The organism is Spirillospora sp. CA-294931 (genome assembly GCF_050946795.1).
In the GTDB taxonomy this organism is placed as follows: Bacteria; Actinomycetota; Actinomycetes; order Streptosporangiales; family Streptosporangiaceae; genus Spirillospora.
Window position 1 is genome coordinate 4,978,308 of sequence record NZ_CP192006.1, and the last position, 13,471, is coordinate 4,991,778.

Annotated in this window: 13 protein-coding genes; 7 read left to right on the forward strand and 6 right to left on the reverse strand. The window is 71.0% G+C overall.

What is annotated here, in order from left to right; all coding sequences use genetic code 11:
* Positions 1-16 precede the first annotated feature (16 nt).
* On the reverse strand, positions 17-1,042 hold the full coding sequence (gene add / locus ACQPY4_RS22455) for an adenosine deaminase (RefSeq protein ID WP_433323652.1): 1,026 nt from the start codon (positions 1,040-1,042) through the stop codon (positions 17-19).
* An 81-nt stretch (positions 1,043-1,123) separates the two neighbouring features.
* On the opposite strand from add, the gene ACQPY4_RS22460 reads away from it, so the two are divergent.
* Positions 1,124-2,086, forward strand: coding sequence for a helix-turn-helix transcriptional regulator (locus tag ACQPY4_RS22460; RefSeq protein WP_433323654.1), 963 nt, complete (start codon positions 1,124-1,126; stop codon positions 2,084-2,086).
* On the opposite strand, the gene ACQPY4_RS22465 is transcribed toward ACQPY4_RS22460, so the two are convergent.
* The 3 genes from ACQPY4_RS22465 to ACQPY4_RS22475 all read right to left on the reverse strand — a co-directional run bounded on the left by ACQPY4_RS22465 (position 2,077) and on the right by ACQPY4_RS22475 (position 5,480).
* A complete protein-coding gene (locus ACQPY4_RS22465; RefSeq protein WP_433323656.1) occupies positions 2,077-2,994 on the reverse strand; it encodes an SDR family oxidoreductase in 918 nt (305 codons plus the stop codon). The genes ACQPY4_RS22460 and ACQPY4_RS22465 overlap by 10 nt on opposite strands.
* A 67-nt stretch (positions 2,995-3,061) precedes the next feature.
* The gene (locus ACQPY4_RS22470; protein ID WP_433323658.1) at positions 3,062-3,211 is read right to left on the reverse strand and encodes a GPGG-motif small membrane protein; all 150 of its coding nucleotides are present in this window, start codon (positions 3,209-3,211) and stop codon (positions 3,062-3,064) included.
* 115 nt (positions 3,212-3,326) lie between these two features.
* Complete coding sequence (locus ACQPY4_RS22475; protein ID WP_433323660.1) at positions 3,327-5,480, reverse strand: anthranilate synthase component I; 2,154 nt, start codon at positions 5,478-5,480, stop codon at positions 3,327-3,329.
* Between the two features lie 293 nt (positions 5,481-5,773).
* Between ACQPY4_RS22475 and ACQPY4_RS22480 the strand changes: the two genes are divergently transcribed.
* The 6 genes from ACQPY4_RS22480 to ACQPY4_RS22505 all read left to right on the forward strand — a co-directional run bounded on the left by ACQPY4_RS22480 (position 5,774) and on the right by ACQPY4_RS22505 (position 12,335).
* Positions 5,774-6,331 carry a VOC family protein gene (locus ACQPY4_RS22480; RefSeq protein ID WP_433323662.1) on the forward strand — a complete coding sequence of 186 codons (558 nt, stop codon included), beginning with the start codon at positions 5,774-5,776 and terminating at the stop codon, positions 6,329-6,331.
* A gap of 181 nt (positions 6,332-6,512) precedes the next feature.
* Positions 6,513-6,740: a DUF3311 domain-containing protein gene (locus ACQPY4_RS22485; protein WP_433323664.1), complete on the forward strand. Its 228-nt coding sequence runs from the start codon at positions 6,513-6,515 to the stop codon at positions 6,738-6,740.
* Between the two features lie 3 nt (positions 6,741-6,743).
* A complete protein-coding gene (gene mctP / locus ACQPY4_RS22490; RefSeq protein ID WP_433323666.1) occupies positions 6,744-8,351 on the forward strand; it encodes a monocarboxylate uptake permease MctP in 1,608 nt (535 codons plus the stop codon).
* A 119-nt stretch (positions 8,352-8,470) separates the two neighbouring features.
* Positions 8,471-11,086 (forward strand): family 20 glycosylhydrolase, encoded by a 2,616-nt coding sequence (locus ACQPY4_RS22495; RefSeq protein ID WP_433323668.1) that lies wholly within the window; start codon positions 8,471-8,473, stop codon positions 11,084-11,086.
* 123 nt (positions 11,087-11,209) lie between these two features.
* Positions 11,210-11,716, forward strand: a complete 507-nt coding sequence (locus ACQPY4_RS22500; protein ID WP_433323670.1) for a hypothetical protein — start codon at positions 11,210-11,212, stop codon at positions 11,714-11,716.
* Positions 11,703-12,335, forward strand: coding sequence for a class F sortase (locus tag ACQPY4_RS22505; RefSeq protein WP_433323672.1), 633 nt, complete (start codon positions 11,703-11,705; stop codon positions 12,333-12,335). The genes ACQPY4_RS22500 and ACQPY4_RS22505 overlap by 14 nt, the downstream gene beginning before the upstream one ends.
* Here ACQPY4_RS22505 and ACQPY4_RS22510 read toward each other — a convergent pair.
* Entirely contained in the window at positions 12,320-12,709 is a 390-nt protein-coding gene (locus tag ACQPY4_RS22510) for a phosphomannose isomerase type II C-terminal cupin domain (RefSeq protein ID WP_433323674.1), read from the reverse strand. The genes ACQPY4_RS22505 and ACQPY4_RS22510 overlap by 16 nt on opposite strands.
* Positions 12,706-13,353, reverse strand: coding sequence for a TetR family transcriptional regulator (locus tag ACQPY4_RS22515; protein ID WP_433323676.1), 648 nt, complete (start codon positions 13,351-13,353; stop codon positions 12,706-12,708). Before ACQPY4_RS22515 ends, ACQPY4_RS22510 begins: the two co-directional genes overlap by 4 nt.
* Positions 13,354-13,471: the final 118 nt, after the last annotated feature.

Genomic DNA, 13,471 nt, shown 5'->3' on the forward strand with positions numbered 1-13,471 from the left:
CCGGCTCGGGCCCGGCTCAGACCAGCGCGTCGATCTCGTCCACGATCGCCTTCTTGTCCGGCTCGTCCAGGCACGAGGCCGTCACGCCGTTGCGGGCGAGCCCGGCCAGCTCGGCCCGGCCGAGGCCGAACGCGGCGGCGACCGCCCGGTACTCGCCGTTCAGCGTGGTGTCGAACATCGGCGGGTCGTCGGTGTTGAGCGTGACGAACAGCCCCTCCTCCAGCATGCGCGGCAGGGGGTGGGCGGCCAGGCCGGGCACCTGGTTGGTGCAGACGTTGGAGGTGGGGCACACCTCCAGCGGGATCTGCGTCTCGCGCAGGTGCGCGATCAGGCGCGGGTCCTGGACGCAGCTGGTGCCGTGGCCGATCCGCTCGGCGCCCAGCTCGTTGAGCGCCTCCCAGATCGTCTCGGGGCCGGACATCTCACCCGCGTGCGGCACGCTGCGCAGCCCGGCGGCGCGGGCGCGTCCGAACGCCCGGCGGATGTCGTCGCGGATGCCGTCGCGCACCTGCTCGATGCCGCCGATGCCGAACCCGACCAGCGCCTCGGGCGGATGGTCGAGGGCGTGGTCGGCGGTGCGGACGCACGCCTCGGCGCCGAACTCGGCGGGGATGTCGAAGACGTAGGCGACGCGGACGCCGTGCGTCTCGCGGGCCTGGCGGGCGGCGCGGTCGAGCGCCTCGGTGATCGCGGGCATCGCCATCCCGGCCCGCTGGTGGGTGTAGGGAGTGACGGTGAGCTCGAAGTAGCGGACGTTCTGCGCCGCCAGGTCGCGCGCCGTGCCGAGCACGAGCGTGGCGACGTCGTCGGGGGTGCGCACCAGGCCCGAGACCGCGTCGTAGATCTCGGCGAAGTGGGGGAAGTCGCGGAAGACGTAGTACTCGCGCAGCTCGGCCTCGCCGGTGGGGACGCGGCCGTCGGGGTGGCGGCGCGAGAGCTCCAGGACCGTGGGGAGCGACGCCGAACCGACGAGGTGGACGTGCAGCTCGACCTTCGGCAGTGCCTCGATGAACGTGTCGAGCGGTGTGTGTTCCTTCAGCATGCCCAGCGACGCTAACAGGGAATTCGCCGCCACAGACAGCCAAAATCGGCGAAGCTGACACCAAAATGTCAGAATGGGGTCATGCGTGCGTCCCGGCTCATCTCGCTGGTCCTTCTGCTCCAGTCGCGGGAGACGATGACGGCCGCCGAACTGGCCCGCGAGCTGGAGGTCTCCGAGCGGACGGTCTACCGGGACGTCGAGGCGCTGTCGGCGGCGGGCGTCCCGGTCTACGCCGACCAGGGCCGCCACGGCGGCTACCGGCTGGTCGGCGGATACCGCACCCGGTTGACCGGGCTCAGCCGCGAAGAGGCCGAGGCGCTGTTCCTGTCCGGGCTGCCCGGGCCCGCCGAGGACATGGGGCTGGCCGACGCGGTCGCGGCGGCCGAGCTGAAGGTGCTCGCCGCGCTGCCCGAATCGCTGCGCGACGCGCCCAAGCACGCCGGGCAGCACTTCCATCTGGACGCGCCGGGCTGGTTCGGGCACTCCGAGCCTCCGCCCATGCTGCGCGAGCTGGCGCGGGCGGTGTGGCGCGACGAGGTGGTCGAGCTGCGCTACCGCAAGGCCGAGGAGGTCACCCGGACGGTCCGGCCCTACGGCCTGGTGCTGAAGAACGGCGTCTGGTACCTGGTGGCGGCGGTCGGCGGCGGCCACCGCACCTACCGGGTCGAGCGGATCACCGCCGTGCGCCCGACCGGCGAGACGTTCGAGCGCGACGAGGACTTCGACCTGCCCGCCCACTGGCGCGGACAGGCCGAGGAGTTCGTGCGCTCGATGCTGCGCGAGGAGGTGACCGTCCGGTTGAGCCCCACCGGACGCCGCGCGCTGCGGTACGCCGTGGAGCCCTACGCGATGCGCCGGGCTCTGGAGGAGGCGGGCGAACCCGACGAGGAGGGATGGGTGACGACCACCCTCCCCGTCGAGTCCGCCACGGTCGCCCACTCCGAGCTGCTGCGGCTGGGACCGGAGGTCGAGGTCATCGCGCCACCGGAGCTGCGGGCCGCGATGGCCGAGTCGGCGGCGCGGCTGGCCGCGCTCTACCGGTAGCCGGTGGCGTCGGCAGCCTTGCCCTGCCGCTCGACCTCCTCGATGTAGCGCCAGGCGTCCGGGCGGCTCCCGTCGACGTCGGTGAACCCGTAGACCTGGGCCAGGCCGCCGCTGGACAGCGACTTCCCGTTCCACCGTGCCTTGTCGGGATCGGCCGCCAGCGCGGCCACCGCGCGCCCGACGAAGGCGGGGGTCTCGGAGATCACGAAGTGCGGCGCGAGCTTGGCGCCGTCGAGCCAGTTCTCCTCGGTGACGCCGTAGTGCTCCAGCATCGCCTCCGAGCGCAGCCAGCCCGGGGTGAGCGCGACGGCCGTCCCGCCGTGGGGCTTCACCTCGTGGCCCTGGGTGAGACCGAGCCGGATGACGCCCCACTTGGCCAGGTCGTAGAAGATGCCGCAGTCCTTGCGGTAGTCGGCGTTGGTCTCCAGGGTGCCGTCGGTCACCTCGACGACGAGCCCGCCCGGGTTCCGGTTGAGCAGGGGCAGGGCCGTGTGGCTGGTGATGAGGTGGGTGTCGATGGCCAGCCGGAGCATCCGCAGCCCCTCCTGGAGGGGGAGGTCCACGAAGGTGGCGTCGAACTTCAGGTACATGTCGGAGCCCCAGATGTCGTTCACCAGGACGTCGAGCCGGCCGTGCTCCCGGTCGATCCGCCGGACCAGGCGCTCGACCTGCTCGACCTCCAGATGGTCGGTCGGGACCGCGATCCCCGTGCCGCCGGCCGCGGTGACCCGCTCGGCGGTCTCCTCGATCGTCTCGGGGCGGTTCATCTCGGACCGCCGCGTGCGCGTGGTGCGTCCGGTCACATAGACGGTGGCGCCCGCGGCGCCGAGCTCGACGGCGATGCCCCGTCCGGCGCCGCGGGTGGCGCCCGCGACCAGCGCGATCTTTCCCCTCAGGTCTGCGTTCATGAGGACCAGGCTGCCCTCGAAACCTGACAGGGAGCGTCAGTCTTTCCCGGCGCGTCCGTGCCGGACGCTACGGGTTGAAGATGCTGACCCCGCCGGGGCCGACCAGGAAGCCCAGCACGATGAGCACGATCCCGAAGATCAGCTCTCGCCGGGCGATGATGACGTAGATACCCGCGATGACCATGGCCACCGCGATGAGCCAGAGAAGAGTAGCCATGGCTCCGGGGTCCCCTCAGCCAGGGGAAGGAAACCGCGATTCCATTTCGGTTGTCCTTAAATGAGATATCGGACGGGAGCGAGAAGGGTGCGCGCTCCCGTCCGATAGGGGCTCGCTAGGGCCGGCACAGCCGCAGGACGTTGGCCACGATGCGGTGGCCGGCGCCGCCCGCGGCCGTCAGGATCGATTCCGGGTGGAACTGCACCGCCCAGCGGCGGCGCTCCGGGTCTTCGATGGCCATGACCACGTCGCCGGTGAGCGCCGTGACCTTGAATCCCTTCACCCGCTCGGGCCTGGCGTGCAGCGAGTGGTAGCGGGCGGCGGTGAACGTGGCGGGCAGCCCCGCCAGCAGCTCGCCGCCCGAATGCTCGACCCGTCCCGGCTTGCCGTGCGAGGGCTCGGGCAGCAGGCCGAGCTCGCCGCCGGCGTGCTCGACCATCGCCTGGAGGCCCAGGCAGACGCCGAAGACCGGCAGCCCGCGCGCGTCGAGGGCGTCCAGCAGCGCGTCCGTCGCGAAGTCGACGGGACGCCCCGGGCCGGGAGACAGCACGACCAGGTCGGGAGCCTGCTCGTCGAGCATCCGGACCGGGAAGCCGTGCCGCAGCGTGACCACCTCGGCGCCCTGCTGGCGGATGTAGTCGGCCAGCGTGTTGACGAAGGAGTCCTCGTGGTCGACCAGCAGGACCTTCAGCCCGTCGCCGGCCCGCTCGGGCACCACCTCGACCGCCTCATGGGCCGCCGGGTCCTGCGTGGCGGCCATCGCCTGGAGCAGGGCGCTGGCCTTCAGATGGGTCTCGCGCTCCTCCTCGTCGGGGTCGGAGTCGTAGAGCAGCGTGGCACCCGCCCGGACGGTCGCGACGCCGTTCCTGATCTGCGCCGTGCGCAGCGTGAGACCGGTGTTCATCGACCCGTCGAACCCGACGCAGCCGACGGCGCCGCCGTACCAGCGGCGCGGCTCGTCCTCGTGGTCCTCGATGAACTGCATCGCCCACGCCTTGGGCGCGCCGGTGACCGTGACGGCCCACATGTGGGTGAGGAAGGCGTCCAGGGCGTCGAAGCCGGGACGCAGCCGCCCCTCGATGTGGTCGACGGTGTGGATCAGCCGCGAGTACAGCTCGATCTGGCGGCGGCCCAGGACGGTCACGCTCCCGGGGACGCAGATCCGCGACTTGTCGTTGCGGTCGACGTCGGTGCACATGGTCAGCTCGGACTCGTCCTTGGCCGAGGACAGGATGGTGCGGATCTGCTCGGCGTCCTCCAGCGCGTCGGCACCGCGCCGGATCGTCCCGGCGATCGGGCAGGTCTCGACGCGGTCGCCGCTCACCCGCACGAACATCTCGGGCGAGGCACCGACCAGGAACTCGCCGTCGCCCAGGTTGAACAGGAACTCGTACGGAGCCGGATTGGTCTCGCGGAGCCGCTCGAAGAAGGCGGCGGGCGAGTCGCAGCGCCCGTACATCGCGTGCCCGGGCGTCACCTCGAACAGATCGCCCCGGATGAACTTCTCCTTGGCGTCGCGGACCATCTGGGCGTACACGCCGGGCACGGGCTGCGGCGGCAGCTCGGCGGCCCGGCCCGCGGGAGCGGGCGCGGTCTCGCGCGGCAGCCCCTCGGTGCGGTTCTCGCCGACCGTGAAGTCGTAGGACATCCGGTGGGACGTCTCGCGCTTGCGGTCCACCACGATCATCTCGTCGGCCAGGTGGAGCACCAGGTCGCGCTGGTCGTCCGGCCGTTCGAGCCGGGTGCGCAGCGGCTCGAACTGGAGCGAGAGGTCGTATCCGAAGGCGCCGTACAGGCCAAGATGCGGGTCGTCGCAGCGGAAAAGGGCGACCACCGCGCGCAGCGCGGTGAAGACCGTGGGCTGGCGGCTGCGCTCCTCTTCGGGGAAGAACTCCTCGGTGGGCGGGACGTGCACCGCGAGCAGACCCGGCTCGTCGGTGATCGTCTCGCCCGCGCCGAGGATCGCCGGGGCCAGGGCGGGCAGCAGCACCCTGCCGCGCTCGTTGAGGGCCCGCGCGGTGAGGTCGCGGCCGCGCGCCACGATCTCCAGGCAGGGGTCGATGTAGGCCATGTGCCAGCGGCTGTAGCGGCCGGGATACTCCATGCCGGAGCTGAGCACGCCACCGCGCCGCTCCCCCACGGCGGCGACGAGCGCGTTGAGCACGTCGGACTTGCGCTCGGGATCGACGGGTGTGGCGGTACGGGTCACCCGTACGCCGCCCGCGGTCACGAACTCGCTGGTCTGCGGTTGCTGTGGGACGGTGTCCACCGCGTGGCCCCTCGTGGTCGGGCCCTCACCCGGTGCGGAGGAAACAAGAAACGACCGCCGGGTGGGGGCGGTCGCCTTGACGTCAGATACGCGCGAACCGGCACCGCCTCAGCGGCGCCACCACCAGCGGCGGGTCTCGGTTCGCATGCGGCGAGGATACCCGCTCGGCGAGGCGGCGGCCAAGCACCCGGCGCCCCTCGCTCGCGGACGTCACCCGAACGGGGTTCAGTTCCGCCGGAATCCCTGCCAGCATAGGGACATAAGGGTCAAACTCGGGAGGACGGCGGTTTCCCATGTCCGGGGAGAACGGCGAGTTCGAACTGCGCGGCGTCAACCATCTCGCCCTGGTGTGCCGGGACATGAAGCGCACCGTGGACTTCTACTCCGGCGTCCTCGGGATGCCGCTGATCAAGACCATCGAGCTGCCAATGGGCTGGGGCCAGCACTTCTTCTTCGACTGCGGGGGCGGCGACGCCCTGGCCTTCTTCTGGTTCCCCGACGCCCCCGAGGCCGTCCCCGGCGTCTCGGCGCCCAAGGGCCTGCCCGACCGGGGCGAGCTGCTGTCGGCGGTCGGCTCGATGAACCACATCGCCTTCGACGTGCCGCCCGAGCGGATCGAGGAGTACCGCGACCGGCTGGAGGCCAAGGGGGTCGACGTCGGCGTCCTGCTCAACCACGACGACAGCGAGTTCGGCGTCTCCAAGGAGATGCACGACGGCGTCTTCGTCCGCTCGATCTACTTCAAGGACCCCGACGGGATCCTGGTGGAGTTCGCCGCGTGGACGCGCGAGCTCGACCCGTCCACCGAGGTGCGCCACGAGCCCAGGACGGCCGCCGACCGCACGGTCTGACCTGCGGAAGATCCTCCAGGCGCGGCCGGGTCGATCGATTGTGGAACGATCCATGGATTCGTTCCGTGTTCGAGATCACACGGTGACCACCGGAGGGGTAGGCTCTCCGCCCGCCCCTGGCGCCGTCCTGTCGCACGATGTGGACCTGGCATGGGTTTCGCCATGCCATGAGGAGGATCCGTTGTCCGCGCAAGAACCGTCGCCGGAGAAGCCCCGGCGTAGCGACCTGAGCCACTGGAACTGGCTCCTGGTCGTCCCCGTGGTGGTCCCCCTGTTGACCCTCCTGTTCAACAGCAGGACGCCCGAAATCGGCGGGTTCCCCGCCTTCTACTGGATGCAGCTGGCGTTCATTCCGCTCGGCGTGGCCTGCACGGCCGTCGTCTACCACATGACCAAGCGGAAGGACTGAGCGATGTCGGACCACATCACCGAGATCGTCGTCTTCGGCACGCTCTTCCTCCTGGTCAGCGGCATGGGATTCGTCGCGGCGCGCTGGCGGCGCCCCGACACCATGGACAGCCTGGACGAGTGGGGCCTGGGCGGCCGCAGCTTCGGCAGCTGGATCACCTGGTTCCTGATCGGCGGCGACCTCTACACCGCCTACACCTTCGTCGCGGTGCCCGCGCTGGTCTTCGGGGCGGGCGCGGCCGGGTTCTTCGCCGTCCCGTACACGATCATCGTCTATCCGCTGGTCTTCCTCGTGCTGATCCGGCTCTGGTCGGTGTCGCACGTGCACGGGTTCGTCACCCCGGCCGACTTCGTCCGGGCGCGGTTCGGCTCGTCCAGCCTGGCGCTGGTGGTGGCGATCACCGGGATCGTGGCGACGATGCCCTACATCGCGCTCCAGCTGGTCGGCATCGAGGCCGTGCTGAAGGCGATGGGCGTCACCGGCCATCTGCCGATCATCATCGCGTTCGCGATCCTGGCGGCCTACACCTACCAGTCCGGGCTGCGGGCCCCCGCGCTGATCGCCTTCGTCAAGGACATCCTGATCTACCTGGTGATCATCGTGGCCGTCCTGTACATCCCGGGCAAGCTCGGAGGCTGGGGCGAGATCTTCGGCGCCGCCGAGGCCAAGTTCGAGAAGTCGCCGGCGCCGAACGACGGCATCCTGCTGGACGCCACCAACCAGCTCAACTACGCCACGCTGGCCCTGGGCTCGGCGCTGGCGCTGTTCCTGTACCCGCACAGCATCACCGGCGTGCTGGCCAGCAAGAACCGCAACGTGATCAAGCGGAACATGGCGGCGCTGCCCGCCTACAGCTTCGTCCTGGGCCTGATCGCGCTGCTGGGCTTCATGGCGATCGCCGCCGGGGTCAAGCCGATCACGACCGACGGGAAGGCCGACACCAACACGGTGGTGCCGGTCCTGTTCGACAAGATGTTCCCCGACTGGTTCGCGGGCGTCGCCTACGCGGCGATCGGCATCGGCGCCCTGGTCCCCGCCGCGATCATGTCGATCGCCGCGGCGAACCTGTTCACGCGCAACATCTACAAGGAGTACATCCGCAAGGACGCCACCGACAAGCAGGAGGCCACGGTCAGCAAGCTGGCCTCGCTGGTGGTCAAGGTCGGCGCGGTCGCCTGCATCCTGCTGCTCGACCCGGAGTTCTCCATCGACCTCCAGCTGATCGGCGGGGTGATCATCCTGCAGACGCTGCCCGCGGTGGCGATCGGGCTGGCCACGCGCTGGTTCCACCGGTGGGCGCTCATCGCCGGATGGGCCTCCGGCCTGGCCGCCGGGCTGTGGATGCTGTACCAGATCCCCAACCCGGCCAAGGGCAAGGAGCACTTCGGCGGCTCGGCCTACAGGCTGAGCGAGCTGGGCTTCGACACCAAGATGACGGTGTACGTCGGCATCCTGGCGATCCTGGTGAACCTGACGGTGACCGTCGTGGGGACGCTCGTGCTGCGTGCCGCGAAGGTCGCCGACGGCAAGGACGCCACCCGCGACGACGACTACACCGCCGACGAGGGCGACCCCAAGGTCAAGAAGCTGGAGCTCTCCGGCTCGACCTGAGCGGCCCTTCCGGCCCGCCCTGACCGGTAGCGGCCGGGGGCGTGATCACCTGAAATTGATAGGTTACTTTCCTATTTATGCCTCAGCGATCCGCGCCTCCGGCCCACCGGAGAAGGGCGGTGGCCATCCTCTCGGCCACCGCGCTGGTAACGACGCTCACCGTGGCCACCGGCCCCCCGGCCGCGACGGCCGGCTGCCGTCCGGACGCCCGCGACCTGCTGGTCACCTACCAGCCCGTCGACCACACCGTCACCGACGCCCAGTACCACCGGGCCCGGCTGACCCTCGCCAACGGCTCCCGGCGCTGCGCGCTGGACGGCCGCTGGACGATGTACTTCAACGGAGTACGCCAGCCCGCCGCCGTGCTCCCCGGAGCCAACGGCGACATCGCGCGCAAGCAGCTGGCCGACCAGGGGCTCGCGGTGACGCGCGCCGACGCCGCCCGCAGCGGCGACCTCTACGCCCTGGCCCCCTCCCCCGCCTTCGCGCCGGTCCGGCCCGGCGAGAAGCGGCAGATCGACCTCAACGTCGAGCTGTGGGCCACGCACAAGTCCGACGCCCCGTCCGGCTGGAGCGTCTCGTTCGACGGGGGCCCGGCGCGCTGGGTGCCCGCCAAGGTCGTGCTCGACCCGTCCGACCCCAAGCAGACCACCGCCTTCTCCGGCGACAAGCGGCCCGTGCAGACCGCCGCCACGCGGTTCGCCGAGAACACCTCCGGCAAGGTCGACCTGTCGCTGAAGCAGCGGATCCTGCCGCAGCCGCTGCGGGCCACCGCCACCGGCGGGACGCTCCGGATCGGCGGGGGCTCCCCCGTCGAGCACCCGGCCGGGCTGCGCGGCGAGGCCGCCTACCTGCGCTCGGCGCTGCGGGACGCGGCCAAGGGCGGCGGCGCCCCGATCGAGCTGAGTCTCGACCCGGGCCTGGACGCCGACCGCGACGGGAAGCCCGACGCCGAGGGCTACACCCTCGACATCACCGCCAAGGGCGTCCGCATCGTGGGCAAGGACCGGGCCGGGGTGCTCTACGGCGTCCAGACGCTGCGCCAGCTCCTGCGTCCCGGCTCGGCCGAGGTGCCCAGGGCGTCGATCGCCGACGCGCCGCTGTTCGGCTACCGGGGCCTGCACATCGACGTCGCGCGGCACTTCGAGTCCAAGGAGACGGTCAAGAAGTTCCTGGACCTGATGGCCTTCACCAAGCTCAACCGGCTCCACTTCGGCCTCACCAACGACGAGGGCTGGCGGCTGGAGATCCCCGGGCTGCCGGAGCTCACCTCCTTCGGCTCGCGCCGCGCTCTCGACCTGCCCGAGAAGGGCGCGCTGCACCAGGGCATGGGCTCGGTCAACGACCTGGCGGGCAAGGACGGCGTGGGCGGCAAGGCCCGCGACCACACTGAGGCCAACCTCGGAAGCAGGCCCGCCTACCAGGGCTTCGAGCAGTCGACCCTGAACTTCGTCGGCAAGGGCTCGGGGCACTACTCGGCGCGCGACTTCAAGGAGATCCTGGCCTACGCGACCGAGCGCCACATCGAGGTCGTGCCCGAGTTCAACTTCCCCGCGCACGCCCGCGCGGCCGTCCAGTCGATGGAGCACCGCTACCAGCGCACCAAGGACGACACCTACCGGCTGCTCGACCCGGACGACACCTCCAAGCACGTGAGCGTGCAGTACTACACCGACAACCTCGCCAACCCCTGCATACCGGGCACCTACGCCTTCCTCGGCAAGGTCGTGTCCGAGGTGAAGTCCATGTACGCCTCGGCCAAGGCGCCGCTGAACCGCCTCAACCTCGGCGGCGACGAGCCCCCGGGTCCGCCCGCGGGCTGGTGGAACGGCTCGCCCGCCTGCGAGAAGAACCCCGAGACCGCGGGCAAGTCGGGCGAGGAGCTGGCCGACCTCTTCTTCACCAAGTGGAACGCCATCGCCCAGACCGCCGCCAAGACCACCGCGGGCTGGGAGGACGCCACCGCCGCCGACCGGGGCCTGCGGCTGAAGAACTTCGCGCCGCTCCCCTGGCAGAACGTGTGGGGCTGGGGACGCGAGGACTGGGCGTACCGGTACGCCAACGAGGGCACCCCGGTGATCCTGGCGCACGCCACCAACCTCTACATGGACCTCGCCTACAACAAGGACCCCGACGAGCCCGGCTACTACTGGGCGGCCTACGTCGACGAGAAGAGCACCTTCACCTACCAGCCCTTCAACGTGTACGCCAACGCGACCGAGGACCGCTGGGGCAACCCGGTCACGCCGAACCCCAAGTGGGAGCGCCTGACCGAGAAGGGCAAGCAAAGCATTCTCGGCATCGAGGCCCAGCTGTGGGCCGAGAACGGCAAGGCGCCCGAGATCCGCGAGTACCAGGCGTTCCCCAAGCTCCTCGGCGTGGCCGAGCGCGCCTGGAACCGCGAGACCCCGTCACCGGACCAGATGCCGCAGGCCTGGAACGTCTTCAACAACACCCTCGGGCAGGTCACGTTCCCGCTGCTGTCGTCCTACCGGCCGGTGGGGCTGCGCGGGCAGGGCGTCAACTACCGCGTCCCGCTGCCGGGCGGGCGGATCTCGGACGGGACGCTCACGGCCAACGTCCGCAACCCCGGCCTGACCATCGAGTACTCCGTCGACGGACGGCGCTGGCACACCTACGCGGGCCCGGTGCGGGTCGGCAAGAGCGCGCTGACGCGCACCCGGGCCGTGGACGGCCGCACCAGCCGGGTCTCCCCGGTGAAGGAGGGCGCCTGACGACACGCCGGTGACGCGCAGCGGACTCGGCAAACCTCGGCAAAGATCACCCCAAACCCGCCGTGATCGGTGGCGGGCCGGGAATCACGTGCGCAGGGTGACGTGATTTCTTCGGGGGGAAGAGTGCGCACGAAGACCGCTGTCCGCACCGGGCTGGTACCGGTTTTCCTGCTGGCGGGCGCCGCGATGGCGGCGCCCGCCGCGAGCGCCGACACACCGCTGAACATCGACCCGAACTCGGTCCGCCCGGGTGACTCGGTGACCATCTCGGGATGGTGCGGCAAGAACAACGACGCGGTGGCCCGCGTCACCAGCCCCGCGCTGGCCCCGGCGGACGCCGACGTGGACGAGCGCGGCTCGTTCACCGTCGAGACCACCGTGAGCTACGTCAGGCCCAAGGTCTACACGGTCATCGCCAAGTGCAACATGACCGGCCAGCGCGGCACCGCCCGGATCCTGGTGAAGAAGAGGAAGCCGCCGCGCGAGCCCAAGGGCTGGGCGCACACGGGCGGCGGCGGCTCGCAGGGGCCGGACGTGCCGTGGACGCCGATGGGACTCGTCCTGGTCGCGGGCGCCGCCGGGATCGGCGGTGCCGCCCTCCTGCGCTCCCGGGCCCGTGGGCGAGCTTAACCGCGGCTATCTCGTCGCGGGCGGCGTCGCGGTGCTGGGCGCCCTGGCCATGGGCCAGGGGATGCGCGACACCGAGCCCGAGCCGCACTACCGCGACTTCGGCGGGCCGCGCGCGCTTTGGCGCATCCCCGACGGGCAGGCGCTGCCCTACTCTCCGCCCGTCCGGATCGACATTCCCGGCATCGACGTCCGCGCGCCCCTGATGAGGGTCGGCCAGAACAAGGACGGGACGGTCGAGGTCCCCTCGTTCAAGGAGGCGAGCAAGGTCGGGTGGTACGAGCACGGCGCCGCCCCGGGGGGCCGTGGGGCCGCGGTCGTGCTCGGGCACTACGACGGGCTCACCGGCCCAGCGGTCTTCTACAAGGTGCACAAGTTGCGCCCCGGTGCGCCGATCCGCGTCGTCCGCGCGGACGGGCGCGTGGCGGAGTTCCGGGTGGACGCGATGGAGCGCGTCCCCAAATGGGAGTTCCCCCGCACGCGCGTCTACGGGAAGGTGCGCTACGCCGGGCTGCGGCTGGTGACCTGCGGCGGGAAGTACGACAAGGACGAGCACTCCTACCGCGACAACGTCATCGTCTACGCCCACCTCACCGGGAGCGCCGGTCAGGCGCGGCCGTAGGAGTCCTCAAGGCGTTCGATGTCGTCCTCGTCGAACCGGCCGAAGGCGATCTCCATGACCCGCACGGCCGGGCCGCCCGAGCCCAGCCGGTGGGTGTCGCCCGCGCGGATCAGGATCCGCTCGCCCACCTCGGGCAGGACGCGCCGCCCGGCCACCTCGAAGACCGCGCCCGGGTCGAGCGCGACCCAGAGCTCGTCGCGGTCGCGGTGGCGCTGGAGGCTGAGCCGCTGCCCGGCCTCCACATGGATGATCTTCACCGTGGACGGCTCGTTCAGCGTGAACCGCTCGAAGGAGCCCCAGGGCCGCCGTTCGGTCACGACGTCGCGGAGCGCCGCCTCGCCGTCGCCGGTCTGCGTGTCGGAGTGCACTGTCACCTCTGGGTTCGTGGTTCCTGGAACAGTTCGAGCACCCGGCCGCCGGACGCCGCCGGCAGCCCGCCGAGGATGAGGTCGACCAGACCGTCCACGACGGCCTCGCGCGGCACCTCCCCGGCGTGGTCGAGCCACCAGTCGCCGGCGGTCTGCACCATGCCGACGACCGCGTGGCCCCACACATAGGCGCGGGTACGGTCCTCAAGCCGCCCCTCGGCGATTATCACCTCGGCCAGTTCCCGGCTCACCTCGCGGATCATGGTGCTCATCGCGCTGTGGGTGGCGGTGTCCTCCGCGCTGGCGCGGTGCATGAGGAACCGGTAGAGGTGCAGGTTGGCCGAGATGCTGGCCAGATAGGTGTCGATGGTCGACCGGGTGCGCTCGCGGACCGAGCCGGAGCGGGAGAACTCCAGCTGGATGCCCTCGATCAGCTTGCGCGCGTGCCGCTCGGCGAGCGCCTGGTACAGCCCGCTCTTGTCGCCGAAGTGGCGGTACAGGATCGGCTTGCTGATGCCCGCCTCCGCCGCGATGGCGGCCATCGACGCCTCCGGGCCCTCCTTCTGGATCACTCGGTCGGCCGCTTCGAGCAGGGCGCGGCGGCGTCCCGGGTCGCGGCGCGGCCCGGTGCTCACCGCCCCCGATGTCATGGAAGGGACATTATCGTCAGCCGGTGCGACCGCCGGCTCCCGGTCACCGCCACCCATTGCTCCCCACCTTTACATTGCGGACAATTCAATGGCCGTCCACGCATCGGTAGACTCGGTG

Coding starts and splice junctions, on each gene's coding strand:
- ACQPY4_RS22465 (WP_433323656.1), bottom strand. CDS start 2,994: ATGAACGCAGACCTGAGGGGAAAGATCGCGCTGGTCGCGGGCGCCACC.
- ACQPY4_RS22515 (WP_433323676.1), bottom strand. CDS start 13,353: ATGACATCGGGGGCGGTGAGCACCGGGCCGCGCCGCGACCCGGGACGC.
- ACQPY4_RS22470 (WP_433323658.1), bottom strand. CDS start 3,211: ATGGCTACTCTTCTCTGGCTCATCGCGGTGGCCATGGTCATCGCGGGT.
- ACQPY4_RS22460 (WP_433323654.1), top strand. CDS start 1,124: ATGCGTGCGTCCCGGCTCATCTCGCTGGTCCTTCTGCTCCAGTCGCGG.
- mctP (WP_433323666.1), top strand. CDS start 6,744: ATGTCGGACCACATCACCGAGATCGTCGTCTTCGGCACGCTCTTCCTC.
- add (WP_433323652.1), bottom strand. CDS start 1,042: ATGCTGAAGGAACACACACCGCTCGACACGTTCATCGAGGCACTGCCG.
- ACQPY4_RS22480 (WP_433323662.1), top strand. CDS start 5,774: ATGTCCGGGGAGAACGGCGAGTTCGAACTGCGCGGCGTCAACCATCTC.